23 protein-coding genes are annotated in these 24814 nt (G+C 40.0%); 11 read left to right on the top strand and 12 right to left on the bottom strand.

Annotated features, from left to right (window positions below):
• The coding region (locus J8L73_RS11675; RefSeq protein WP_211017247.1) for an ATP-binding protein at window positions 1–1160 on the bottom strand (1160 nt) is incomplete at its 3' end.
• 288 nt (window positions 1161–1448) lie between these two features.
• A complete protein-coding gene (locus J8L73_RS11670; protein WP_211017245.1) occupies window positions 1449–2078 on the bottom strand; it encodes a cold shock domain-containing protein in 630 nt (209 codons plus the stop codon).
• A gap of 405 nt (window positions 2079–2483) precedes the next feature.
• Here J8L73_RS11670 and J8L73_RS11665 point away from each other — a divergent pair, with 405 nt between their 5' ends.
• On the top strand, window positions 2484–3104 hold the full coding sequence (locus tag J8L73_RS11665) for a trimeric intracellular cation channel family protein (protein WP_211017243.1): 621 nt from the start codon (window positions 2484–2486) through the stop codon (window positions 3102–3104).
• Window positions 3105–3175: 71 nt separating this feature from the next.
• Here the strand turns inward: J8L73_RS11665 and J8L73_RS11660 are convergent, their stop codons facing one another.
• On the bottom strand, window positions 3176–3685 hold the full coding sequence (locus tag J8L73_RS11660; protein ID WP_211017242.1) for a YetF domain-containing protein: 510 nt from the start codon (window positions 3683–3685) through the stop codon (window positions 3176–3178).
• A gap of 186 nt (window positions 3686–3871) precedes the next feature.
• On the opposite strand from J8L73_RS11660, the gene gloA reads away from it, so the two are divergent.
• Window positions 3872–4399, top strand: a complete 528-nt coding sequence (gene gloA / locus J8L73_RS11655; protein ID WP_211017239.1) for a lactoylglutathione lyase — start codon at window positions 3872–3874, stop codon at window positions 4397–4399.
• Between the two features lie 65 nt (window positions 4400–4464).
• Here the strand turns inward: gloA and htpX are convergent, their stop codons facing one another.
• From htpX to bioB, 6 genes are all read right to left on the bottom strand, one after another.
• Window positions 4465–5328 (bottom strand): protease HtpX, encoded by an 864-nt coding sequence (htpX, locus tag J8L73_RS11650; RefSeq protein ID WP_211017238.1) that lies wholly within the window; start codon window positions 5326–5328, stop codon window positions 4465–4467.
• A gap of 258 nt (window positions 5329–5586) precedes the next feature.
• Complete coding sequence (locus J8L73_RS11645) at window positions 5587–7146, bottom strand: FAD-dependent oxidoreductase (RefSeq protein WP_211017236.1); 1560 nt, start codon at window positions 7144–7146, stop codon at window positions 5587–5589.
• A 151-nt stretch (window positions 7147–7297) separates the two neighbouring features.
• Complete coding sequence (gene bioD / locus J8L73_RS11640) at window positions 7298–7981, bottom strand: dethiobiotin synthase (RefSeq protein ID WP_211017233.1); 684 nt, start codon at window positions 7979–7981, stop codon at window positions 7298–7300.
• A gap of 28 nt (window positions 7982–8009) precedes the next feature.
• Window positions 8010–8927: a methyltransferase domain-containing protein gene (locus J8L73_RS11635; protein ID WP_211017225.1), complete on the bottom strand. Its 918-nt coding sequence runs from the start codon at window positions 8925–8927 to the stop codon at window positions 8010–8012.
• Window positions 8924–10081, bottom strand: a complete 1158-nt coding sequence (locus tag J8L73_RS11630) for an 8-amino-7-oxononanoate synthase (RefSeq protein WP_211017223.1) — start codon at window positions 10079–10081, stop codon at window positions 8924–8926. The genes J8L73_RS11635 and J8L73_RS11630 overlap by 4 nt, the downstream gene beginning before the upstream one ends.
• Before the next feature lie 10 nt (window positions 10082–10091).
• Window positions 10092–11132 (bottom strand): biotin synthase BioB, encoded by a 1041-nt coding sequence (gene bioB, locus J8L73_RS11625; RefSeq protein ID WP_058550095.1) that lies wholly within the window; start codon window positions 11130–11132, stop codon window positions 10092–10094.
• A gap of 92 nt (window positions 11133–11224) precedes the next feature.
• On the opposite strand from bioB, the gene bioA reads away from it, so the two are divergent.
• From bioA to J8L73_RS11600, 5 genes are all read left to right on the top strand, one after another.
• A complete protein-coding gene (bioA, locus tag J8L73_RS11620) occupies window positions 11225–12526 on the top strand; it encodes an adenosylmethionine--8-amino-7-oxononanoate transaminase (RefSeq protein ID WP_211017221.1) in 1302 nt (433 codons plus the stop codon).
• Window positions 12527–12684: 158 nt separating this feature from the next.
• Window positions 12685–13497, top strand: a complete 813-nt coding sequence (locus tag J8L73_RS11615; RefSeq protein ID WP_210999441.1) for a hypothetical protein — start codon at window positions 12685–12687, stop codon at window positions 13495–13497.
• Window positions 13498–14538 carry an extracellular solute-binding protein gene (locus J8L73_RS11610; protein WP_211017219.1) on the top strand — a complete coding sequence of 347 codons (1041 nt, stop codon included), beginning with the start codon at window positions 13498–13500 and terminating at the stop codon, window positions 14536–14538.
• Complete coding sequence (locus J8L73_RS11605; RefSeq protein ID WP_211017217.1) at window positions 14538–16037, top strand: iron ABC transporter permease; 1500 nt, start codon at window positions 14538–14540, stop codon at window positions 16035–16037. The genes J8L73_RS11610 and J8L73_RS11605 overlap by 1 nt, the downstream gene beginning before the upstream one ends.
• Before the next feature lie 13 nt (window positions 16038–16050).
• Entirely contained in the window at window positions 16051–17067 is a 1017-nt protein-coding gene (locus tag J8L73_RS11600; RefSeq protein ID WP_211017215.1) for an ABC transporter ATP-binding protein, read from the top strand.
• Between the two features lie 63 nt (window positions 17068–17130).
• Here J8L73_RS11600 and J8L73_RS11595 read toward each other — a convergent pair whose 3' ends face one another.
• Entirely contained in the window at window positions 17131–17565 is a 435-nt protein-coding gene (locus J8L73_RS11595) for an ATP-binding protein (RefSeq protein WP_211017213.1), read from the bottom strand.
• Between the two features lie 293 nt (window positions 17566–17858).
• Between J8L73_RS11595 and asnS the strand changes: the two genes are divergently transcribed.
• Window positions 17859–19256, top strand: a complete 1398-nt coding sequence (asnS, locus tag J8L73_RS11590; protein WP_211017204.1) for an asparagine--tRNA ligase — start codon at window positions 17859–17861, stop codon at window positions 19254–19256.
• 152 nt (window positions 19257–19408) lie between these two features.
• Window positions 19409–20341: a substrate-binding domain-containing protein gene (locus J8L73_RS11585; RefSeq protein ID WP_211017202.1), complete on the top strand. Its 933-nt coding sequence runs from the start codon at window positions 19409–19411 to the stop codon at window positions 20339–20341.
• A 270-nt stretch (window positions 20342–20611) separates the two neighbouring features.
• Here J8L73_RS11585 and J8L73_RS11580 read toward each other — a convergent pair whose 3' ends face one another.
• Window positions 20612–21538, bottom strand: a complete 927-nt coding sequence (locus tag J8L73_RS11580) for an FAD-binding protein (RefSeq protein WP_211017200.1) — start codon at window positions 21536–21538, stop codon at window positions 20612–20614.
• Window positions 21539–22288 (bottom strand): electron transfer flavoprotein subunit beta/FixA family protein, encoded by a 750-nt coding sequence (locus tag J8L73_RS11575; protein ID WP_211017198.1) that lies wholly within the window; start codon window positions 22286–22288, stop codon window positions 21539–21541.
• 206 nt (window positions 22289–22494) lie between these two features.
• Between J8L73_RS11575 and J8L73_RS11570 the strand changes: the two genes are divergently transcribed.
• A complete protein-coding gene (locus J8L73_RS11570; RefSeq protein ID WP_211017196.1) occupies window positions 22495–24141 on the top strand; it encodes an electron transfer flavoprotein-ubiquinone oxidoreductase in 1647 nt (548 codons plus the stop codon).
• Window positions 24142–24274: 133 nt separating this feature from the next.
• Complete coding sequence (locus J8L73_RS11565) at window positions 24275–24739, top strand: acyl-CoA thioesterase (RefSeq protein WP_210999448.1); 465 nt, start codon at window positions 24275–24277, stop codon at window positions 24737–24739.
• The last annotated feature ends 75 nt before the right edge of the window (window positions 24740–24814 follow it).

Raw genomic sequence — 24814 nt, 5'->3', positions numbered from 1 at the left:
ACACCATCTAAGACATCGAATAGTTCTGATAGCCTATTTGATTGAACTATTCTATCCAATAATTTTATTAATATTCTTTTTTGAGATTTATTGAGCTGCTTCGAAAAGACTGATGGTTCAGCCTCGTAAATAGTTTTTATTGTAGATATAAGTTGCTCTCGATGAAACTCATTGAGGACACGGTTATCCCCATTCATATCAGGGAATACACCTTCTTTAATATATTGCTGTATTAAATTGTCCGCAGCTGAATTACGGAAATTAATATATTCTTGCCTTAATTTTTTTCTAGCTAATGCCAATATATTTTTAAAAACATCTGAATCTTTATTCTTACTACCTGGTAACATTTCTAATTCTTGATTAAATCCATCAAACCAATCAGACTTTACGTAAGAAGAGCAATAGAAACCTTTTAGGTTTAACTCTGAAAGTTCTTTATGAATTATCTCACCTGAAGAATCGATAAAATATACGAGTGACTTTTCTTGGTTTGGTTTTTCGTCCCAAATAACGCTATCTAAATTAAAAACCCCTTCTTCTACTTCTTCGGTGTGAGGTATTGAAGAATACTCAGCTTTATTTATATGAATTCCGTTGATCAATAATTGAAGCTTAGGATTTGAAACAAGCAACCACGTGAATTCATTAATTAAAAAAGGAACGGTAAAATCATTAAATTGGTTAAAATCAATATTCTTAATGTGGGAGAAAACTACTTTTGTACCTTTTGATTTAGAGCTATTCTTAATGATCTCCTTAGGTTCATATTTATTAAGATAGCCTGAATCAATAGTAAAACTAAAACCTTTATTACCTGAAAAAGTTTTCCAAAAAGCTTGTTCACAGAATTTAATAAAAGTGAATCGTCCTCTACCTTTTTTACCTCTAGTTGTAGGTTTTGAAATGTTTTTCTTTTTGGAATCAAGGAACAAATCCAAGGTGTTTTCTAGTTCGTCATAATCAATACCATCTCCATTATCTCGTACTGTAATTGAAACTAATTTATTCAATTCGTTCATTTCAGTATTTAATTCAATTTTGGTGGCATTAGCATCGAAACCATTCCAGATGTATTCAGCCAATGCTTGTTCAGGTTTTACTTTTGATAATTGACCTTGAATGCTCTGGTCTGTTGTTTTTAAGTATCTAGGTTTCATTAATGCCTCCTCCTTGGTAGAGACTATATCATGCTTCATAACAGCTTATTGAACCCTACTTTGGGGGGTTATAACACCCCAAAACGGCATATGTTACGTTGTTCGATAATTACACCAAACAACTCGTTTATAATTAGACAATAACAATTGCCATTCAGTAGCCTTTATTATTTAACCCTATAACCCATTTTAATAATTTTATGGGGTAAATTGCGCACCACTGTATTTATATACAGAATACAGTAAAGCCTATTTTAAATTTAACTTTTAACTAATCGGTTTCTAAAATTACCATTCATTTTGAAACCTTGTATCGTTCTCGCAAGGTTTTCCATCTCTATCGCCATCCATTTTTGTATTCGGGCAGTTATTAATAAAAAATATTGCTTCATCTTTAGATGTCATTTGGCTGCAATGCTGCCGTCCATCGCAGGTAAACTTTTGCGTGTTTTTAGGAATAACGACTTTTGGAATAACGATTTTTGGGTATTGCTCATCAAGGGTGGCTAAATCGGCGTTGGTAATAACAGGTGTTTGGTTATTAAATTGCTCGTTACTTTGATAATGGTTGTATTTATTTACTGCGATAAAGCCAAGCACAGCGATAATGCTAATTGAGGCAACTTTGCCTAAAAAGCTACTGGCAAAATTAGATTTGGCAATGCGGTGCGGCTGTTGTTTGTTTTTTTGGTAAGGGGCTTTAAACTCTGCAACGCCTTCTATGCGGCAGTTAATGGCTTTGGTTTTACCATCGGGCTGTGATGCGACTTCAAAGTAAATGGTGTCGCCCACTTTAGGCTTGCGGCTCATATGTTTGAGCGCTGAAATGTGTATAAACGTGTCGTGTTCTAGGGTGTCTGATTTAATAAAACCAAAACCTTTGTCGGTTTTCCACGACTTTAACAATCCTTTTTGCATGTACCCGCCTATTATGCTTAAGCTGCGTTTTACGCAAATTCCATTTAGTTAACATTTGTTATTATACGTTCCTAAATTAGGACGATGCAACTATATATTCATGTTGCGTTAATTTTTTACGCTTTACCTAATTAACTCAACTATTAAATTCAGCCTAAAAATAAACGCACTAAAACAACTAAACCTGACCTGTTTTATTTATAATTTGCGGCCAAATGTCCTTTAATTCATATCAACCATTAGGTACTCACCCACCAGCTTAACAGCTTGTTTACACTCAGTTTTGTTATTAGTTATTTCTATCTAAATTAACCGTTTTTAGTACGATTTTTCATTCGTTATTTACTTAATTTATCTATACAATCCACACCTTATTTTTACGCACGTATTTTAAGTGATTATCTCATGTTACTAACCGTTGTTTATATTATTGGTATTACCGCAGAAGCCATGACCGGCGCACTTAGTGCTGGGCGTATGAAAATGGATTGGTTTGGTGTTGTACTGGTTGCCAGTGCTACGGCCATTGGTGGTGGCAGCGTGCGAGATATTTTACTAGGCAATTACCCGCTCACCTGGGTACAGCACCCTGAATATTTATTAATTACCTGTATTGCCGGTATTGTCACTACGTGGCTTGCTAAGTGGGTGGTTAAATTTAAGGGCATTTTTATGCGCTTAGACGCACTGGGCCTTGCTGCCTTTAGTATTATTGGCTGCCAAGTTGGCCTAAATATGGGCCTGCATTACGGTATTTGTGTAGTGGCTGCGGTTGTAACGGGTGTTTTTGGTGGGTTACTACGTGATTTAATATGTCGCCAAGCGCCGCTGGTATTACATAATGAGCTATACGCGAGTGTATCGTTACTTGTAGCCTGCTTATACTTAGCGATGCACCATTACAATATTGATGACAACATCAGCATTATTGCAAGCCTTTTTGCAGGCTACTTAATACGTATGGCATCAATACGCTTTAAATGGCGCTTACCTACCTTTAGTTTATTAGAGCAGCACGCTAAATAAAAATACGCTTTACTACCAAATAAGGCAGGTATTAAACCTGCCTTAATTAATATAATTATTAGCGTATTACTTTATTGCTCGCTTACATCACTCAGCGCCGTTTTTAACCCACTGTTATTTTGTTTAAGTACACTAAAACTGCCGTCGGTTTCGAGCACTACGGCGGCAACATCTTCTATGGCTAATATACCCGCACCACGAATAGCCGCGCGAATTTCTGATTTAGTTACCCGCTGTGACTCAAGTGCCGCGGTGCAGTATTCACCATCACTTAGTAACAGCGTGGGCTCTGCTTTTATAAGCGCTGCAAATTTAGATGAGCGCACACTAAGCCACGTAATAACATATTGCAGCCCTATTAACACAACAAACGCGAGTATACCCTCTATCAACGCAACGCTTTTTGAAATGATCACCGAGGCTAAAATAGAACCCAGCGCAATGGTGACTATAAAGTCGAACACGTTCCATTTAGAAAGCGTACGCTTGCCCGATATACGCAGCCAAAACACCAGTGCGATATAACCAAGTACGCCAATAATAAGTACGCGTATTAAACCCTGCATATCATCAAAAAACATAGTTACTCCCTGTAGTTTAAATTACGTATAGCCTTAAGTTAAACCGTACATGCCTAAAAATTAAAACTGTATGAATAAAAGGGGTAAGTAGTAAGTTAAAGTAGTTTAAATTTAAACTACGGTTGATTATGATGATTTAAGCATTATATCTCCATTTTCGCTTCTTAATTTATACAAAGGATTACCATGTCTAGCTATAACGAATCTCCAGAGCAAATCGAACAGGCCACTAAAGGCTATGTGATGCAGCAAACTATGTTGCGTATTAAAGATCCCAAACCGTCGCTCGAATTTTATCAAAATGTATTAGGTATGAAGCTGTTAGGTAAGTATGACTTTCCTGAAATGAAGTTTACACTTTACTTTTTGGGCTATGAGCAAGAGCAGCCAGAAGGTGATGATAAAACTAAAGCAAAATGGGTATTTGGCCGCCCTGCGCTAATAGAGCTTACCCATAACTGGGGCACAGAAGACGACGACAGCTTTGAGGGTTACCACAGCGGTAACCAAGAGCCTAAAGGCTTTGGCCACATTGGTATTAGTGTGCCTGATGTTTACGCAGCGAGTGAACGTTTTGCAAAGTACGATGTAGAGTTTGTGAAAAAGCCAGACGATGGCTCAATGAAGGGCTTAGCATTTATAAAAGACCCTGATGGCTACTGGATAGAAATACTCTCACCAGAGGGCATTACCGATATTATTTTTGGTAAATAACCAGCTCCCAAACACTAAAAAGCCAGCTATTACGCTGGCTTTTGTGTTTTTAAATAAGGGTTAGCTTATTTACGTAATGCGTCTATTCGCGCATCAAGCGGTGGGTGAGATGAAAACAGCTCAGCAACACCTTTACCACTTGCAATACCAAAAGCCATCATAGAGCCTTGTAATTGCGATGGGTGGTTTTGCTTTAATCGCTCAAGGGCTGAGCGCATTTTATCAGCACCTACCAATTTAGCTGCGCCGCTGTCGGCTGCAAATTCGCGTTTACGGCTGTAACTAGCCACCACTATGCTCGCAAGTACACCAAATAGTACTTGGAATAACATATCGAATAAGAAGTAAGACCAGCTACTGCCGCCCTCTTCTTCATCGCCATTTAAAAAGTTATCTACTATGCCTGCAAGTACTTTTGCAGCAAATATTACAAAGGTATTTACCACGCCTTGTATTAGCGTAAGCGTTACCATGTCGCCGTTAGCTACATGCGATACTTCGTGGGCAAGTACGGCTTCGGCTTGGTCTTGGCTCATGTTATGTAATAAGCCTGAGCTTACCGCCACCAGCGAGTTGTTTTTACTTGGGCCAGTTGCAAACGCGTTCATTTCTGGGCTGTCGTAAATTGCCACCTCAGGCATTTTAATACCTGCTTTTTGTGCTTGTGCAGATACGGTTTGTACAAGCCAATGCTCGGTTTCATTACGTGGTTGGGTAATTACTTGTGCGCCGGTTGATTTTTTAGCAATCCACTTAGACATAAATAACGAAATAAACGAGCCACCAAAGCCAAATACAGTGGCTATAAGTAATATTCCGCCAAGGCTACGATGGCTCAAGCCCAGCACACTCATTATTATTGAAAGCACTACACCTAATACCAACATAACCGCTAGGTTAGTTAATAAAAACAAAAATATACGTTTCATATTGTCCTCACAAAAATAGGTTTGATCACCGAACATAAAAATTAAATTAGGTTAAAGCAATCACTGCGTTATGACACACTATGTCATAACGTTAGCGCTATTCTGTGACAAACTATGTCATAACGCAAGTGTTATTTGTGGGTTTATAAATAATTTTTTGAAGGGTTTTAGGGCATGAAATTTTTATAGGCTTACTGTTATTTAAAAATAACAGTAAGCCTAAAACTTTTACTTATCAGGTAGTTAATGGATTTAAGATTAGGTAGCTTTGTTTATACCATTATTAATATTTGCCATAGCTACAGGGAAACCACGCTCTTTTGCAAGTACTTGTGCAATTTTAGTTATGTCTTCATTACAGTTGTGTTCAAGATACGCCCATTGGTGGTTATTACGGTGATTATTAATATTCGGCTCGCTACTTACTAAGCCTAACTTTGTAAATTCAGCGACTATTTCGTCGGCAGCAATAAGCGTAGATGACGCTTTTACGTTTTCAGCGCGCGCATAGCTAATATGCGAATATAAGCTAACATCAGCTACCCGTAATGTGTCGTCTTCTCCTGGGATTTGTTGCCCACCAAATAATGCATTGTTTTGCGCATCTGCATTATTAAATGCCGGTACAAACTCGGCAACAAAATCTATTGCTTTTTGGCTGCGTGCTTTAAGTGCGGTTTCATCCCAACCTTCGCTTATATAGTTTAAATATTTGCTAGGTAGTTTTGGTTGGGCGCTATTACTGCTTGTTTCTGCAAGGCCATCGTTAAATAAAGTTATTGCGTTGGTCATACCATGTATTTGAAAGTACCCGTCTGGGTATGGTGTTAACTGCGCCATACCTTCGGGCGTACCACGGTTACCGTAAATAATAATTTCGGGTATTTGCCCACCTGCGCCCTGCCAATGTGTAATGTACGAAGCTTTAAATTCGACCATACGTTTAGCATCAACTCCTACCATGTCATCAACAATACCCGTTTGAAAACCGCAGGCATTAATGAGGTAATCAACTTCTGTTGTTTGTGTGGCGTTGCTTTGTGCGTTTTGGTATTCAATTTGCCAACTTTGTGATTGGGTTTTGCCATTACTGCTATTTACTTGGCTAACCTGTTTAACCTCTGTACTGGTAAGTACGTTAGCGTGTTCATATTGTGCTAGTGCAAGCTGTGCACTGGCCGACAATCTAAATATGTTCCAGCCATATTCTTGAGCAACAATAAGTGGGTATTTTATTTTGTTTAAATTTAGATGCTTTGCAACGGGGATCATCCACTCATCAAGTGTTTTAGGCTCTGCTATTTGATCTTTATGTGAAAGCGCGATCATTTGCTCATAGCTATAAAGTTGGTAGTAATTGTCGGGCTCGCCGAGTACTTGGTTGTTAGGGTCTTGCTCAACTAACTCTTTATACGCATTGGTTATTTTATTTAGCCTTGGTAGTAAATCATCGGGTGAGTCGTCATCGCGGGTTGGTACAGCAAACACGGTTGGACGTACATCTATGGTGAAAGGGTACAGCCTTAAAATATCAATGCATTGCTTTAGTAACTCTACGCAGTCTTCGTCGGGTATCTCTCGGTATAAATTTCCCCCTGCGTGCAAGTGACACATAGGCGGGCCATCTATTAATGACTTTTTTTTCTCAAAAACAGTAGTGTGAATACCTAATGCCGCTAAGCGAATTGCTATTGTTGCCCCTGCAGTGCCCCCACCTAAAATACCCACACGGGTTTTAGGCAAAGCACTTTTAAGTACGTCTGGCTCGGCCTTTACGTGCGTATTTTGAGCGTAATTTTCAATAAATGGGTGGGTCATAAGAGGTGTTATTTCCTTAGTAACAATAGCAACTTGGTTATAAATGTAATATGCGTACTAAGGGGGATTATTTCAAGGCTGAAACGAAATATTAAGCTTATGTATTTTATACAAAAGCTGCTTTGTATTTAACAAAGCAGTTTTTTAACTTTTAAGAATTTAAATCGAGAGTATTGAGTAAGCTTTTGTATATTTGTAGTTTTGGTGTTTGCTCGCTGTAAGGGCTTATTGCCAGAATAGGAAATGGTAAACGTGATTTAAGCGAATCAAGGTTAGCTTGGTATTCGTCCATGTTTGGGTCTACTTGGTTTGCAACCCACCCTACACAGTTAATACCTAAACTTTGCATATGTGCAGCTGTAAGTAAGGCATGGTTTAAGCAGCCTAGCTTCATGCCTACCACTAAAATTACAGGCAGTTGCTCTGCTTTAACCCAATCGTATAAATAATCGGTGTTATTAATAGGTAATGCCCAGCCACCAGCGCCTTCTGTTAGGTGATAATCAGCACCTTGCTGTTTAAGCGTAGAGTACGCTGCGCTTAATTTATCTAGCGTGATGGTTACGCCTACTTGTTTTGCCGCTATGTGCGGAGCAATTGGCGGCGCAAATGCAAATGGGTTAATTACATCGTACTTGGCACTTACCGTTGCGCTTTCCATAAGCATAAGCGCATCGGCGTTTACCAGCTGATCAAAAGCCATTTCGCATCCAGCAGCAATGGGTTTAAAACCAATAGCAGGCTTTTTATGTTGAGCAAGTAGCTTTAATAGCAAACTGGTTACATGGGTTTTGCCTGCATCGGTATCGGTGCCCGTAATAAAAAATTCTTTCATTGCTTAACCTTGGTATTTTAATCGTGCGCTATTTAAATTTTGTGATTGGTTTTTGTAGTGATAACAATACCACATGGTACGACACACACGCTTGATTGTTTATAAGCGGATACGCATTACACACCTTTTGCAGTGCCGATTTAGTTAATAACCCTTGGCGTGCATTAATATGGTTTTGCGTAGTAGCACCAATGGCTTTAATTGATTTAATGGCCTTTAAAGGTGTTGAGTAACAATCGGTATAAACCCTTTTTTGTGTGCTATTAATTGCAAACCCAGCCTTTTGGACTGATTGGTTTATATATTCTTGTGTATTAAATGAGTTTATATGGCTGCTGTTATCAAGCGCAGTAAAGGCTGTTTTTATTTCATTAAGTGACCCCTCAACCACAGTGCTTATATACGCCTGCCCGCCAGGTTTTAAAACACGATAAAGTGATTGCATTAACAATTCAAAATTAGCAGACCACTGCACAGCAAAGTTACTAAATATGGCATCTACACTGTTTGCTTGTAGCGGTAGGTTATCCATATCGGCGCAAATACGTGGTGAGCTTAACGCGCTGCTTTTTAACATGTTTAAGCTTAAATCTATAGCTATTACCTGCCCAAACTGATTTTGCAACGTATGTGTATTAACAAGCGGGCCTGCTCCTAAATCTACACACAGTTTGTTTTTATTTTGTGGATTTGCATTTATTGATTTAAATAAGTCGTTTGCTGCACGTTTTTGTACATTAGCATGGCTGTTGTATTGCTCTGCCGCTTTTGAAAACTTAGTTTGCGCTGCTTTTTTTAGTGACTTATTGGCAGGATGTTTAGTTATACCGATAGCCGTATTTGCAATTGGTTTTATGTTTTGAGGTGCTTTATGCTCAACTAGCTCAACTACCTCAGTTTTACGCTCAGCTTGCTTATATGTGCTACTTAGTGTGTGTGCAATCATGCTATTGCACCTTTTAAATGTTTAATTAGCGTTGTTATATCGGCTTGTGTATGTGCCGCCGTTAATGTAATCCGTAAGCGAGCGGTATTATGTGCAACCGTGGGCGGGCGAATAGCCGTTAGCCAAATACCTTGCTTTTTTAATTCCTCAGCGGCTTTTAGTGTTTGCTCAGCGCAGCAAAGTACAATGGGTTGAATTGCCGTATTTGATTCCATTACTGCTAGGTTATGCGTTTTAGCAAGCTGTTTAAAAAAAGTAATATTGCTATTAAGTTGCTCGCGTTTGCTGGTTGCTGATTTAATTGCTTTTAAACGGATAAGTGTGTGGCTTGCCATAAGCGGCGACATAGCAGTTGAGTACGTGTAATCGCGGTTAAATTGCAGCATGTAATCAATAAACTGTTTACTGCCTAGTACGCACGCGCCACTGCTGGCAACGGCTTTGCCAAAGGTGATTACTAGTATTTCGGGGAGCGCTAAACCCTCTTCTAAAAGTGCTTCACAACTACCTAAACCCGTTTTACCTAATGCGCCAAAACCATGGGCGTCGTCTATCATGAGCCACGCATTGTGCGCTTTAGCTAAGGCAAGTAACGCTTTTAATGGCGCAATATCGCCATCCATCGAAAACACCCCTTCGCTTATAATAAGCTTGTTTTGCGCTTTTGATTTTTCGAGCCGAGAGCGTAAATGGTTTAAATCGTTATGATTAAAGCGCACTAATGCGGCGTTAGAGTGCATTGCACCGTCAATTAAGCTGGCATGATTTAACTTATCTTGAAAAATAGCACTATTTTGCGCGGCGGTTTTATCTTGAAACAGCGCTTTAATTACACTGCTGTTTGCACTAAAGCCTGAGTTAAATAGCATACCCGCACCATAGCCAAATTGTTTACATAAGTACTGCTCAAGCCGTTTTTGCTGCGCTTGATATCCGGTAACTAACGGCGAGCTGTGACTACCAAGTGTTTGGCTTTGCTCAAGGTTTAATGCGCAATCGCCAAATCCTAAGTAATCATTACTCGCAAAGTTAAGGTAAGTTACGTCATTTACTGTAATGGTGCGGGGTGTGGCGCTTTGTACAATATGGCGATTACGTAATAACGCATCTTTCTTTCGCGTTTGCAGGTGCGTATTAATAAATTCAAATGGCATACGTTTAAACTTAAGCTTCGTAAAATAGTTCTGACGTTGCTTTATCAGCCACTTGCGATGAAAGCGACGCTGCTACAGCTTCATCTGAGTAATCTTCGCGAGTTTCTGGGTTCATGCCTAATTTTTTAATTAAGTTCATGTCGGCATCGGCTTCTGGGTTTTCAGTAGTTAGAAGCTTATCGCCATAAAAGATTGAGTTAGCGCCAGCAAAAAAGCACATTGATTGCATTTGCTCGTTCATGGCGTTGCGCCCTGCAGATAAACGCACATAGCTGTGTGGCATCATAATACGAGCTGTGGCTATGGTACGTATAAATTCAAAGTGGTCTAAATCGTCAACGTTTTCAAGCGGTGTGCCTTTTACTTTAACCAGCATATTAATAGGGACGCTTTCGGGTTGTTGTGGCAAGTTAGCTAACTGCATTAAAAGGCCAAAACGATCGCTTGCTTGTTCGCCCATACCAACTATACCGCCTGAGCACACTTTCATGCCTGCATCACGTACGTGATCTATGGTGTTTAATCTGTCTTGAAATGTGCGAGTTGATATAATTTGCTCGTAGTATTCAGGTGAGGTGTCAAGGTTATGATTATAGTAATCAAGCCCAGCGCTGCTTAGTTCATGGGCTTTTTCGTTACTAAGTTTACCAAGGGTCATACAGGTTTCTAGGCCAAGCTCTTTTACTTCTTTAACCATTTGCGAAATGTACGGCATGTCTCTGTCTTTTGGATCTGACCAAGCTGCTCCCATACAAAAACGTGTAGCGCCTTTTTGTTTAGCAAGGCGTGCTTGCTCTACTACTTTTTCTACTTCTATGAGGCGTTCACGTTCTAGGTCGGTTTTATAGTGCCCCGATTGCGGACAATATTTACAGTCTTCTGGGCAAGCGCCTGTTTTAATAGATAACAAAGTAGATATTTGTACTTCGTTAGGATTAAAATTAGCACGGTGAACCGACGCCGCTTTAAAGAGTAAATCGTTAAATGGCATTTCAAATAATGCTTTAACTTGTGCGTGGGTCCAATCGTGGCGAACAGGTGCAAATTCCATAGTAGTCTCTTATTTTTCTCAGTGGTGATATTGGCTTAGTCTACGTCTTGAAGTACCATTGTCAACGAAGCCCACCAAATTAAAGTTTACATATGAATGAAAAACAAACGATTGACCTTGATTTTGATCGTGAGCACATTTGGCACCCATATACGTCTATGACTCAGCCAATTCCGGTTTACCCTGTTACCCATGCCAATCATAATTTAATTCACCTAGAAACCGGCGAGCAACTTATAGATGGCATGGCCTCATGGTGGAGCGCCATTCATGGCTATAACCACCCTACTTTAAACGCTGCCATGGTTGAGCAAATAAATAGCATGAGCCACATAATGTTTGGTGGCATAACGCATAACAGCGCGGTTGAGCTGTGTAAAAAGCTTGTTGCTATTACCCCTGAAAATTTAACTAAAGTGTTTTTAGCCGATAGCGGCTCGGTAAGTGTAGAAGTGGCCATAAAAATGGCTCTGCAATATTGGCTTAGCCAAGGCATTACTACTAAACAAAAATTAATGACCCCGCATAAGGGTTACCATGGCGATACATTTGCTGCCATGAGCGTATGCGATCCCGTTAACTCAATGCACAGTTTATATCGCGGCTTTTTACCCGAGCATATATTTGTGCCTGCGCCAGTGAGTCAATTTGGTAGCGAGTTTAACCAAGCAGAAGCCCAAATGCTTGAGCAATACTTTAAAACTCACCACAACCAAGTAGCCGCCTTTATTATTGAGCCCATAGTGCAAAACGCGGGTGGTATGAACTTTTATCACCCCGATTATTTAGCCTGCGTACGCACACTATGCAACCAATATAATGTACTGCTGATTTGCGACGAAATTGCCACAGGATTTGGCCGCACAGGTAAATTATTTGCTGTTGAGCACGCTGACATTGAGCCCGACATTTTATGTATAGGTAAGGCACTCACCGGTGGCACAATGACACTTTCGGCAACGCTTACCAGCGAAAAAATAGCAACGGGTATTAGTGAAGGCGAAGCCGGTGTTTTGATGCACGGGCCTACCTTTATGGGTAACCCACTCGCCTGTGCCGTGGCGTATGCGAGCATTGATTTACTTTTAGCGCAGGATTGGCAACAACGTATTAGCGATTTAAACAGCCAATTACAACAACTTAATAAGTGCCGTGAACTTAATGATGTAGCTGATGTACGCACATTAGGCGCAATAGGTGTAGTAGAGCTAAACGATACTGCGGGCAGCGTTAATGTAGCTAAAATTCAAACCTACTTTGTTGAGCATGGCGTATGGATTCGCCCGTTTGGTAAACTTATTTACCTTATGCCTCCGTATATAAGTGACGCAAACAGCATTAAAACACTGTGCGATGCTATTTATAATGCAATTAAAGGTAAACATTACGCCTAATTTCTGCGCTTGTTAAACTTAAAACCGTATTTACACGTAACTTAGCGCTGTATTTAGTGTTTTTATCTATTTAGCCAGTTTGTGGTTATTGATCTAGCTGATCAATACGGATATGATAATGTCTATCATTTACAATTACCTTTATGGACTCTTCTGCAATGAATTTATTATTTAAACCAGCTAAAACCTTAGGTGCAAGCCTTTTACTTGCTTCAGCTTTTATGGCGCAGCCAGTACTTGCTAATGGCCCAATTGGTGAGCATGTAAATCACCTTCAAGCTAATCTAAAAAGTTATGCTGAAGAAGTAGAATGGATGGTAGGCAAAGTAGATACCATGGTAAGCGACTACGATACAAAAGGCGCTAAAGCGGTTAAAACTGACGATTTAATTGAATACTGGGAGTCTGTTAAGTTCCACAGCGCAATTGAAACAAACTACGTACCTGTTTACGCATCTATTTGGCAAGGTATATATGGCGTAAAAATGGCCATTGAAAATGGTAAACCTGCCGCTGAAGTACGTAAAGAGCAAGAAGCGATGAACATAGCCTTGTGGCAAGGCCTTGGTGCTGTTAAGCTTGCCGCAAAATTCCAGCAAAAAGGCTTGTTAGACACTGTAAAAGCAACGGCTACAGAAGAAATGACTCAAAGTGCAACAATTGATGAAATTAAGCACAAATTAGACCGAGTAGTCGCTAAATTTGCTGAACGTTTACAAGATGAAGCCACTGACATTGTTCACGATACTTACCTACACCTATTTGAAGGCGTAGAAGGTACGCTTATCGAACAAGATGCCAACTTAGTTGAAGTGCTGGAAAAAGACTTTAACGTAACACTGCCACAAGCAATTAAAAATGGTAAAAGCGTAGACGACGTACGCAATGTGGTAAGTGATATGCAAACCAAATTAGACCGCGCTAAAACGCTTATAGAAAAAGCAGAGAAGTCGCGTAAGGATGTATTTTAAGTGAAGCGTAGGACCTTTATACAAGGCCTAGCTGCGTTAGGGGTTGTTGGCTCATTGCCACTTCCTCTTTCTCGCGCACTAGCTGCCAATATAGCAAACCCTGTTTCTGTTGATGATTTACCAAAGCTTAAAGGTGAACTCACCTTATATTTAGGCCGTGGTGAAGGCGGTTTATACGAAAACGTATTACAAGCTATTCAAAAAAGAAATCCAGACTTTAAGTTAGGCATTCGCCGAGGTCCAACTGCTGCACTCGCTAATACCATTGTTGCCGAGGCTAAAGCCGGCGTTAAACGCGCTGATTTGTTTTGGGCTGTAGATTCTGGTGCGATTGGTTTAGTAACCGATGCTGGGCTTGCTCAAAAAATTCCTACTGATTTATCTGAGCAATTACAGCCGCAATTTAGATACAAAGAATGGGCTCCTGTAACTGGGCGCATTAGAACATTGCCTTACAACACCGCTCGCTTAACGAAAGAGCAAATTCCGACAAGTATTATGGAAATTGCCGATAGCGATTTAAGTATTGGCTGGGCGCCGGCTTACGCGTCTTTTCAATCGTTTGTAACCGCAATGAGAATTTTAGAAGGCGATGACAAAACCGCTAAATGGCTTAAAAAAGTTCAAAAACGCTCTAAAACATACGCCGGAGAATTAGGCGTAGTTATGGGTGTTGAACGCGGTGAAGTAGATATTGGTTTTGCTAATCACTATTACACCCTTCGCCTTAAATCAGGCAAACCGGATGCAAAACTCGATTTAGCCTTTACTCAAAATGATGCAGGTTGTTTAGTTAATGCATCGGGCGTACTTGCACTAAACGACGACCCACTTGCTACTAACTTTATGCGTTATTTACTTAGTAAAGAAGTACAAGGTTATTTAGCAACTGAAGCGTACGAAATTCCGCTAATAAATAACATTAGCCAACCCGATGGATTACCATCGCTCGCTAATATTTCACCGCCGAAGATAGATTTAACCCAATTGGCAGATTTACGACCTACCATCGATTTGATGAGAAATAACGGCGTTTTATAATGCGACTACCCGCTTCTTACCCAATGGCGCTGCTTGCAGCGCTCATTACGCTTACCCCTGTTTTTATATTAATGGTACTGGCTAGCGATGCTAGTACTGTTTTTGATAGTCATAATTTAAAAATTTTAGGAAACACCCTGTCGTTAATGGGCTTAACTGTTTTAGGCTCTATTTTAATTGGTGTGCCATTGGCGTTTATTAGTGCCTATGTGCACTTGCCCTTTAAAAAATTATGGCTGGTATTTTTTGCAGCGCCACTTGCTGTACCCAGTTATATAGGTGCATTTACTTTATATGCGGCCTTTGGCCCCGGCGGTGAAATTAATACAGTGACCGGCATAGAAACCCCTTCTATGTATGGGTTAACTGGCGCTGCCATTGTAATGACTTTGTATACCTTCCCTTTTGTAATGATGACTACCCGCTCATCGCTTTTAAGCTTAGATGCTAGTATGGTTAACGCAGCGCGTACTTTAGGTATGTCGATGACACAAAGCGTGTTTAAAGTAATATTACCGCGTGTAGTTAATGGTATTGCAGCAGGTTCTTTATTAGTTGCGCTTTACACCCTCTCTGATTTTGGTACTCCGGCGATGATGCGCCTAGATACCTTTACCCGCGTTATATACGTAGAATACAACGCCTTTGCGTTAGGCCGAGCAGCAATGCTTTCATTGCAGCTAATGGTTATTGTTGGCTTTTTATTATTAGTAGAATCACAAATAAAAACAGCCAGTGAAAAACAAGGTCGTCCGCTAATTTTATTTCCTAGCAAGTGGCAGTTAAGTGCTATGTTTGTGACCTTTGCGCCAGTGTTATTGTTAGCCATTGGCTTACCTCTAGCCATTTTTACACTGTGGTTAGGGCGTGATGGTTTTAGCTCGTTTGATTTTAATATTGCTTGGAACTCAGCTTATGCATCAGCCATTGCCGCTGTGGTTGCCGTAATTGTAGCCGTGCCCGTTGCTCATGCTGCATTAAGTGGTAAAGCCGGTAAAGTAATGGAGCGCGTAACTTATTTTGGTTTTGGTATTCCGGGTATAGTAATGGGTACTGCTTTGGTTTATGGCGGCTTACAACTACCGTTTTTATATCAAACGTTAGGGCTTTTAATTATTGCATATATGCTGCGTTTTTTACCGCTTGCGGTAGGCTCTGTTCGTACTAGCACAGAACACTTAGATCCTAGTTTAATTAAATCTGCCAGAGTACTAGGAGCAAGCCCACGTGAAGCCTTTACGCGTATTACATTACCGCTGACTATGCGCGGAATAATAGCAGGTGCAGCACTTGTGTTTTTAGAGTCTATGCGTGAACTTGAAGCCACTCTTTTACTTGGCCCTACAGGCTTTGAAACACTTTCAACCTACTTATGGCGTGTTTACGAAGCAGGTTATTTTGGCCGCGCTGCAATACCTGGTTTATTGTTAGTAGTGATTTCTGCGTGCGCGTTAGCTATTATGCTCACTGGCGAAAAACGCAATCAGTTAGAACATTAAGGATTTAATAACAATGCTATCTGTAAGTCAGTTGTCTATAGATTATGGCAGTAACCGTGTAGTCAGCGATTTAAATCTATCGCTTGAACAAAGTGAAATCCTTATGCTTGTCGGCCCTACAGGCTGTGGTAAGAGCACAATTTTACAAGCACTTGCTGGGCTTTTACCTATCAGCGAAGGCGAAATAAACGTGGGTAAATGGCGTGCTACGCCTAAATTAACGGTACCACCTGAAAAACGCAGTGTTGGTATGGTGTTTCAAGACTTTGCATTATTCCCGCATTTAACGGTTGAGCAAAACATTTGCTTTAGATTAAAAAATACAGCGCCTGCAGAGCGCTGGATAAAACTATTGGGTCTTGACGAATTTAGAAATAAAAAACCTGCTACGCTTTCAGGCGGTCAAAAGCAGCGTGTTGCTCTAGCCCGAACTCTTGCACACGAGCCAGACTTTGTTTTACTTGATGAGCCATTGTCTAACCTAGATGCTGCACTAAAAGATATGCTGCGTTGGGATATTAGAAACGCACTTAAAGATGCCGGTGTTCCTGCCATTTGGGTAACGCACGATCAAGAAGAAGCGCTTTCTGTTGGTGATCGTGTTGGTGTTTTAAAAGCGGGTAAAATTCAGCAAATAGATACACCTGAGCGCTGCTTTAGTATTCCTAACAATCGTTTTGTTGCTCGCTTTTTAGGTGAGGCTAGCTTTATTGCCGGTAAATTTGAAAACGGACAAGCCACTACTTCTATAGGCAACGCACCAGCTCAAGGTGTTGATTGTGAAAGCGGCGATGTTGATGTACTGCTTCGCCCTGATGACGTATTACTTGTACAAAGTAGTGTTGGTAATAATGGTGAAGTTGTATGGGTACGCTTTGAAGGTGGCAGCAGATTATGCGCTGTAAAACTTGCCTGCTCTACCGTGGTAACCAGCCGTGTTAGCCATGAGGTTGTAGTAAACCCAGGCGATGAAGTACATGTATCATTAAGTACATCGCACCCACTTGCGGTTTATACAAAAGCTAACTAGTCGCGCTTAAAAACTAAAAAAGCCCATATGTATGGGCTTTTTAGATTAAAACATTAACGCAAATCACCACTCAAACATGTACGCCATTTTACTTATGGTTTTAAGCGGCACATTATGTGAGTTACGCTTAGCGTATAAATGCTGCATAGATTTGTCTTTTACTTCACCTACGATCACTTCTTTAACTTGATACCCTAAAGCAACAGCAGCTTGTGAATACGCGATAAATTCCCACTTTTTAATATTAGTGTTATCAACTATGACTAATGGGATATTTTGTGCGAGTGCATTAATAAAACGAACCAAGTTTAAATTATGGTATTGCGAGAGCCTAAACTTATCGAAGTGGTATTCGCCTTGCTCATTTATAAAGTAGTCATCGGTTGAACAAATTAGATATTGGCTTTCGTCAACACCACCTAGTTCATCTGCAAGGTTTTGCGCGTAATAAGACTTACCGCTTCCTGGTAGTCCTCGTAAAATAAAAACTTGTTTCATGGCATCCGTTTCTAAGTAAAAGGCAACATTAAAGAATTTAAAAACTTATAATGCCACAAAATAGTTAAATTTCAGAGTATCAAATCACAAAGTTAATCATTAATGCTGTAAAAATGGCTAAAAATAAAGCGCATTGATAAAAACTTTTAAAGAGTTGCCCACAATAGTTTTTTTATTTGAGTTAACTAGGTAAGATACAGGGTTCAAGTGCAGCAACGTTTATGCAATTAATGCCAATGTGCTGCGCACAGTTTAATAAATAAAGTTAGGCAACTTATATCATTGGAGTGAAGATGAGCCATTTAGCGATTTCAGAGCTATTAAAAGGCAACGTTGCGGTAGACAGCCAAGTGACAATTAAAGGCTGGATCCGTACTCGCCGCGATTCAAAAGCAGGAATATCATTTTTAGCCGTTCATGACGGTTCGTGTTTTGATCCTATTCAAGCGGTAGTTCCTAATTCACTGAATAATTATGATGAAGTTACTAGCTTAACAGCCGGTTGTTCTGTATCGGTTACTGGTGTTTTAGTTCAATCTGCTGGTAAAGGTCAGTCGTTTGAAATTCAAGCTAATTCTGTAACGGTTTTAGGTTGGGTAGAAAACCCAGATTCTTACCCAATGTCGGCAAAACGCCACAGCATTGAGTACTTACGTGAGCACGCTCACCTTCGCCCTCGTACAAATATGATTGGCGCGGTAACACGTGTACGCAACTGTTTAGCACAAGCTATTCACCGTTTTTACCACGAGCAAGGTTTTTACTGGATCAGCACACCAATCATCACGGCAAGCGACTGTGAAGGTGCTGGCGAAATGTTCCGTGTATCTACGCTTGATATGCAAAACTTACCGCGTACAGATAAAGGCGATGTTGATTACAGCGAAGATTTCTTTGGTAAAGAAGCATTTTTGACTGTATCTGGCCAGTTAAACGGCGAAACTTACGCATCAGCAATGTCAAAAATCTATACATTTGGCCCTACTTTCCGTGCTGAGAATTCAAATACTTCTCGTCACTTAGCTGAGTTTTGGATGGTTGAACCTGAAGTGGCATTTGCTGATTTAGAAGATATCGCAAAACTTGCAGAAAACATGCTTAAGTATGTATTTAAAGCCGTACTTGAAGAGCGCCGTGACGACATGGAATTTTTTGCACAACGTGTAGAAAAAACCGCAATCACTCGCCTTGAAGAGTTTGTAGATAAAGACTTTGCACAAGTTGATTACACAGACGCTGTTGAAATTCTTAAAACGTGTGGCAAAAAGTTTGAGTACGCTGTTGAATGGGGCGTAGATTTACAGTCTGAGCACGAGCGTTACTTAGCAGAAGAGCACTTTAAAGCACCGGTAGTTATTAAAAACTACCCGCGTGATATTAAAGCGTTTTACATGCGCCAAAACGAAGACGGCAAAACAGTTGCAGCAATGGACGTTGTAGCACCTGGTATCGGTGAGATTATTGGTGGCTCGCAACGTGAAGAACGTCTTGACGTACTTGATGCTCGCTTAGACGAAATGGGCTTAAACAAAGAAGATTACAGCTGGTACCGCGATTTACGTAAATACGGTAGTGTGCCACATTCAGGCTTTGGTTTAGGCTTTGAGCGTTTAGTTGCATACGTAACCGGTATGGGTAACGTACGTGATGTTATTGCCTTCCCTCGTACTAAAGGCAGCGCAACCTACTAATCAATAATTTGATTTGAAAAGCCAGCTTAATTGCTGGCTTTTTATTTTGTGCATCATATTTATTTTAAGCCGTATTAACGTAATATCTATTAACTAGTGATTTATAAATTCTGAACTATAGTTTTATAAACTCTCATTAATTTGGCTACTTTATGATTAAAAACCTAATTTTGGCAGTTTCAGTTCTTGTTTCCGCCTCAAGTGTAACCACCAGCCCCTCACCCGATTTTTCACAGCATAAACCTATTTTAATTGGTGGCTCATCCTCTGTTTCACAGTTATTTGAAATAATAAAACCTGAGTACGAAAAACAAACCAATACATTAATGCAAGTACGCTCTATGGGCAGCGATAAAGGCATTAAAGCTATCGGGCAAAACATTATAGATATTGGCACAAGCTCCCGTTACTTAACACATGAAGAACAAGCGAGTTACCCTCATGTTAGGCAAATTGTTATTGCACAAGATGCGTTAGTGTTTTTCACCAATAAAGAAAATAAAATTGACTCCCTTCAAGTTAAGCAGTTAACCGATATCTACGCAGGTAAATATAAAACATGGCAAGAAATTAACCCAAGTTACAACCCTCAAACAGAACGGGATAATAAAATACTGCTTTTTAGTAAAGCGTATAACCATGGCACCTTTGATGTGTTACTTGAGTTTTTAAACCTTAGTTATATGAAAGTACCGAGCAATAACAGCATAAAATTAAAGCATGCAGGAAATAGAGGTTTATTCCCTAAAACTGAAGTACAAATGTATGATGAATTTAATCAAGCGCTAGGAATTGTGCAGCGCATGCCTAATGCGATTGCTTTTGACTCGTATGGTGCAGTTTCACAACTTTTAGGCTCTAAAAAAGTTGATATGGTAAATTTAGTTGGTATAGATGGTGTAAAAGTCAGTGACCGCACAATTAAAAATGGAGAATATACTTTTGTTAGGCCGCTCATTCTATTGGTTAATACCCAGTCATCTCGCTCTGTAGAACAGGTGGAGTTAATGTTAAGCTTTCTCAAAAAAGATAAAATCCAAAAGATACTCTCTGAACACCACTATTCAATGGTTGAAGATAGTTAGTCAATAAAAAAGCCGCAAGAACATAAGTTCACTGCGGCTTTAAACCAGAATAAGTTAACTACCAATGTGCAATAATACACAACCATTTTATAAGGCTAAGTGTGTCGCTACCTACCTTAAATACTCTCATTTACGACCGCATGGATGCAGAAGGTAGAGCAATGCAGTAGCAATTGCCGAGAACAACTAAATAGCAATTTTTTTGTCTAGCTATCAACTCATTTTTCCACCCGCAAAATAGATCACTTAATTAAGCGAATTGATATAAATTTAAAGCGCGTTTTCAAGCTGCGGTAATACCTCAAATAAATCCGCAACTAAGCCGTAATCTGCTACTTGGAATATTGGCGCATCAGGATCTTTGTTAATTGCGACGATCACTTTAGAGTCTTTCATACCGGCTAAGTGCTGAATAGCCCCGCTAATACCTACTGCAATATATAAGTTAGGCGCTACAATTTTACCGGTTTGCCCTACTTGCATATCGTTAGGTACAAAGCCTGCATCAACAGCTGCACGCGATGCACCAATGGCTGCACCTAGTTTATCGGCAATACCGTTTAATAACGCAAAATTTTCGCCATTTTGCATACCACGCCCACCCGATATAACCACCTCTGCTGCGGTAAGCTCTGGGCGCTCTGATTCAGTTTGCTCAACGCTTACAAACGTACTTAACTGTGAGTCCGATACCGTATCTAACGTATTAATACTTACAGCGCCTTGCTCGCCTTGTAAATCAAAGCTACTTGCGCGTACGGTAATAACCTTTTTAGCATCAAGTGATTTAACTGTCGCAATAGCGTTACCTGCATAAATTGGGCGTTTAAACGTATCTGCATCTATTACATCGATTATTTCTGAAATTTGAGCAACATCTAAAAGTGCTGCAACGCGTGGCATAAAATTTTTGCCTGTAGTAGTGGCACTTGCCACAATATGACTATAATCGTCAGCAAGGCTCAATACTAAGTCTGTCATGCTTTCAGCAAGTTGATGCTCATAAACAGCGTGGTCTACTGAAAGTACCACATTAACACCGGCAATTGTTGCTAGCTTTTCGCTCATCGCGCTTATATTTAAGCCGGCAACGAGTACATCCACGTCTAAGCCTAATTTAACAGCGGCATTAATTGTTTTTGAGGTTTCTGGTTTTAAGGCACCGTTATCGTGCTCTGCAATTACAAGTGTTTTCATTTAAATCACCTTTGCCTCTGTTTTAAGTTTTTCTACAAGCTGTGCTACATCTTCTACAATAATGCCACCGCTGCGTTTTGCTGGCTCTTCTACGCTTACAAGCTGTATGCGAGGCGCTAAATCAACGCCTAACGAGTCGGCTGCAACAACTTCAAGCGGCTTACGTTTTGCTTTCATTATATTGGGTAATGATGCATAGCGAGGCTCGTTTAAACGTAAATCGGTAGTAACAATAGCTGGTAAGCTAAGTGCTACCGTTTGCAGGCCACCGTCTACCTCTCGGGTTACGTTTACTTTGTTATTTTCGATAACGACTTTTGATGCAAACGTACCTTGTCCACGATTTGTTAAGGCAGCAAGCATTTGTCCCGTTTGGTTATTATCGGAATCGATAGACTGTTTTCCTAAAATAACCAGCTCGGGGGCTTCTTGCTCAACAATTTTTGCAAGTAGCTTAGCAATATGAAGTGACTCTAGTTTTTCATCGGTTTCGATGTGAATTGCTTTGTCGGCACCTAGGGCAAGTGCAGTACGTAATTGCTCTTGCGATGCTTTAGCGCCAATGGTTACAGCAACTACTTCTGATGCTGTGCCTGCTTCTTTTAATCGTATAGCTTCTTCAATTGCAATTTCGCAAAATGGATTCATTGCCATTTTTACGTTAGCTAAATCAACATCGCTATTATCACATTTAACGCGAGCTTTTACGTTGTAGTCGATAACTCTTTTTATTGGTACGAGAACTTTCATAGGAACTCCATAATTATTTAAACCTACAAGGTAACGTGCACGTCAACTTATTTATTTTATGAAATCAGACTACTTCCTGTTGACGTAAACGTCAACCTAAAATAACCTTAAACTATTCACAGCCTGTAATGTTTAATGTGCAAGTATTAAAAAGGCTGCATTGCTTATCTAATTTAGCTAAGCCCGTTATTGATTGAGAGGTTATTATGGTCGAACGTGAAACCATGGAATTTGATGTAGTAATTGTAGGAGCAGGCCCTGCAGGTCTTGCTAGTGCAATTAAACTCGCGCAATTAGCACAAGAAAAACAACAAGAATGTATGATTTGCGTAGTAGAAAAAGGCTCTGAAGTGGGTGCACATGTACTCTCAGGAGCCGTATTTGAAACTAAAGCGCTTGATGAGCTATTACCCAATTGGCAAGAACTAGGCGCGCCTGTTTCAACAAAAGTAACTAACGATGAAATCTACTGGTTTAATAACGAACACAAAGCGACATCAATCCCCCACTTCGCTACACCTAAAACATTTCATAATGATGGTAACTACATTGTGTCTATGGGTAACGTATGTCGATGGCTTGCAGAACAAGCCGAAGGTTTAGGTGTAGAAATATTCCCAGGTTTTAGCGCACATTCGTTAATTATTGAAGATGAAGCCGTTAAAGGCATTATTACTGGCGATATGGGAGTCGATAAAGACGGTAACGAGAAAGACGGTTATATGCCCGGTATGGAGCTTCGTGCTAAATACACTATTTTTGCTGAAGGTTGTCGCGGTCATTTGGGCAAACAGCTTATAAACCAGTTTGAACTCGATGCCGATGCATCTCCTCAACATTACGGTTTGGGTTTTAAAGAGATTTGGCAAATTGATGAAAGCAAACATGAGCTAGGTAAAGTAATACATGGTGCAGGTTGGCCACTTGCAGGCGATACCAACGGTGGTGCATTTATGTATCACAGTGAAAATAACCAAGTTGTGGTTGGCCTAATAGTTGACCTAAATTATTCAAACCCGCATTTAAGTCCGTTTGATGAGTTTCAACGAATGAAACATCACCCTGTATTTAAAAACGTACTTGAAGGCGGTGAACGTATTGCTTATGGCGCACGTGCAATTGCAAAAGGTGGCTTACATTCGTTACCTAAAATGAATTTTGCGGGTGGCTTATTAGTTGGTTGTAATGCAGGCACACTCAATTTTGCAAAAATTAAAGGTAACCATACCGCAATGAAATCGGGAATGGTGGCAGCCGAGGTCATTTTTGATGCACTACAAAATAATATGGCTAATACTGATTTAACCGAATTTAAGGCGGCATTTGAAAACTCGTGGGCATATAAAGAGCTATATCAATCACGCAATTTTGGCCCAGCAATGCACAAGCTCGGAAAATTTGTAGGTGGTGCTTATAATACGCTTGAGCAAAACCTATTTAATGGCGCGTTACCGTTTACATTTAAAGATAATACACCCGATCACTCAACGCTTGTTGACGCTAACACCGCTGACAAAATAGCGTATCCAAAGCCAGATGGACAATTGAGCTTTGATAAACTCTCGAGCGTGTTTTTATCAAACACAAACCACGAAGAATCACAGCCATGTCATTTAAAATTAAAAGATGCGTCTATTCCTATTACAGTTAACTTAGTTAAATTTGATGAACCCGCACAACGTTACTGTCCGGCTGGCGTATACGAAGTGCAAAAAATTGAAGGTGAAAACCAGTTTGTGATTAATGCACAAAACTGCGTGCACTGTAAAACCTGCGATATTAAAGATCCTAGCCAAAATATTACTTGGGTAACACCAGAAGGCGCTGGTGGCCCTAACTACCCTAATATGTAACTATTTTATGCACAAAGGGGCATTTAAACCCTATCTTTTACATATAAATTATAAACCTATCCTAAATTGCAGGGGCTTCGGCCCTTTTTTTGCGGTATGCTCATAGTTATGTTTAATAAAGTGAGTATTTAATATGCCGTCGTCAAAAGTTGTTTTTCGTTTTTTAGCCGAGCCCACCGATGTAAATTTTGGTGGTAAAGTCCACGGTGGAGCTGTAATGAAGTGGATTGACCAAGCTGGTTATGCATGTGCAGCGGGTTGGAGTGGTCATTACTGTGTAACTGTATCGGTTGCTGGTGTTAAATTTAGGCGCCCTATTCTCGTTGGCCAAATTGTAGAGGTAGAAGCTAAAATCGCCCATACAGGCAGAAGTAGTATGCAAATATTTATACAAGTTCGCTGCGGCGATCCTAAAACACAAAACATGGTTGAAACTAATCATTGTGTTATTAGCTTTATTGCTATGGACGAAACCGGCTACCCTATCGAAGTACCTTCATTTAAAGCGGTCACAGAAGAAGATATAAAATTAGAAAACTACGCAATAAAAATGAAAGAAATTGCGATAGAGACTGAAAACCTATTACACGAAGTATAAACTACTGTAATTTTTAATAGGACTGAACAACCCTGTAAAAATCACATGGTACTTTGTAAAACATTCAACTTTAGT

It is taken from the genome of Pseudoalteromonas sp. MMG006, from assembly GCF_018101025.1.
Classification (GTDB): Bacteria; Pseudomonadota; Gammaproteobacteria; order Enterobacterales; family Alteromonadaceae; genus Pseudoalteromonas.
This window is presented reverse-complemented; position numbering and strand designations above follow the sequence as displayed.

Excerpts from the sequence above, each read along its gene's own strand:
- J8L73_RS11585 (WP_211017202.1), top strand. The coding sequence starts at position 19,409 with ATGATTAAAAACCTAATTTTGGCAGTTTCAGTTCTTGTTTCCGCCTCA.
- J8L73_RS11645 (WP_211017236.1), bottom strand. The coding sequence starts at position 7,146 with ATGACCCACCCATTTATTGAAAATTACGCTCAAAATACGCACGTAAAG.
- J8L73_RS11660 (WP_211017242.1), bottom strand. The coding sequence starts at position 3,685 with ATGTTTTTTGATGATATGCAGGGTTTAATACGCGTACTTATTATTGGC.
- htpX (WP_211017238.1), bottom strand. The coding sequence starts at position 5,328 with ATGAAACGTATATTTTTGTTTTTATTAACTAACCTAGCGGTTATGTTG.
- gloA (WP_211017239.1), top strand. The coding sequence starts at position 3,872 with ATGTCTAGCTATAACGAATCTCCAGAGCAAATCGAACAGGCCACTAAA.
- bioB (WP_058550095.1), bottom strand. The coding sequence starts at position 11,132 with ATGGAATTTGCACCTGTTCGCCACGATTGGACCCACGCACAAGTTAAA.
- J8L73_RS11575 (WP_211017198.1), bottom strand. The coding sequence starts at position 22,288 with ATGAAAGTTCTCGTACCAATAAAAAGAGTTATCGACTACAACGTAAAA.
- J8L73_RS11605 (WP_211017217.1), top strand. The coding sequence starts at position 14,538 with ATGCGACTACCCGCTTCTTACCCAATGGCGCTGCTTGCAGCGCTCATT.
- J8L73_RS11665 (WP_211017243.1), top strand. The coding sequence starts at position 2,484 with ATGTTACTAACCGTTGTTTATATTATTGGTATTACCGCAGAAGCCATG.
- J8L73_RS11570 (WP_211017196.1), top strand. The coding sequence starts at position 22,495 with ATGGTCGAACGTGAAACCATGGAATTTGATGTAGTAATTGTAGGAGCA.
- bioD (WP_211017233.1), bottom strand. The coding sequence starts at position 7,981 with ATGAAAGAATTTTTTATTACGGGCACCGATACCGATGCAGGCAAAACC.
- J8L73_RS11565 (WP_210999448.1), top strand. The coding sequence starts at position 24,275 with ATGCCGTCGTCAAAAGTTGTTTTTCGTTTTTTAGCCGAGCCCACCGAT.
- J8L73_RS11600 (WP_211017215.1), top strand. The coding sequence starts at position 16,051 with ATGCTATCTGTAAGTCAGTTGTCTATAGATTATGGCAGTAACCGTGTA.
- J8L73_RS11670 (WP_211017245.1), bottom strand. The coding sequence starts at position 2,078 with ATGCAAAAAGGATTGTTAAAGTCGTGGAAAACCGACAAAGGTTTTGGT.
- asnS (WP_211017204.1), top strand. The coding sequence starts at position 17,859 with ATGAGCCATTTAGCGATTTCAGAGCTATTAAAAGGCAACGTTGCGGTA.
- J8L73_RS11615 (WP_210999441.1), top strand. The coding sequence starts at position 12,685 with ATGAATTTATTATTTAAACCAGCTAAAACCTTAGGTGCAAGCCTTTTA.
- J8L73_RS11635 (WP_211017225.1), bottom strand. The coding sequence starts at position 8,927 with ATGATTGCACACACACTAAGTAGCACATATAAGCAAGCTGAGCGTAAA.
- J8L73_RS11595 (WP_211017213.1), bottom strand. The coding sequence starts at position 17,565 with ATGAAACAAGTTTTTATTTTACGAGGACTACCAGGAAGCGGTAAGTCT.
- bioA (WP_211017221.1), top strand. The coding sequence starts at position 11,225 with ATGAATGAAAAACAAACGATTGACCTTGATTTTGATCGTGAGCACATT.
- J8L73_RS11580 (WP_211017200.1), bottom strand. The coding sequence starts at position 21,538 with ATGAAAACACTTGTAATTGCAGAGCACGATAACGGTGCCTTAAAACCA.
- J8L73_RS11630 (WP_211017223.1), bottom strand. The coding sequence starts at position 10,081 with ATGCCATTTGAATTTATTAATACGCACCTGCAAACGCGAAAGAAAGAT.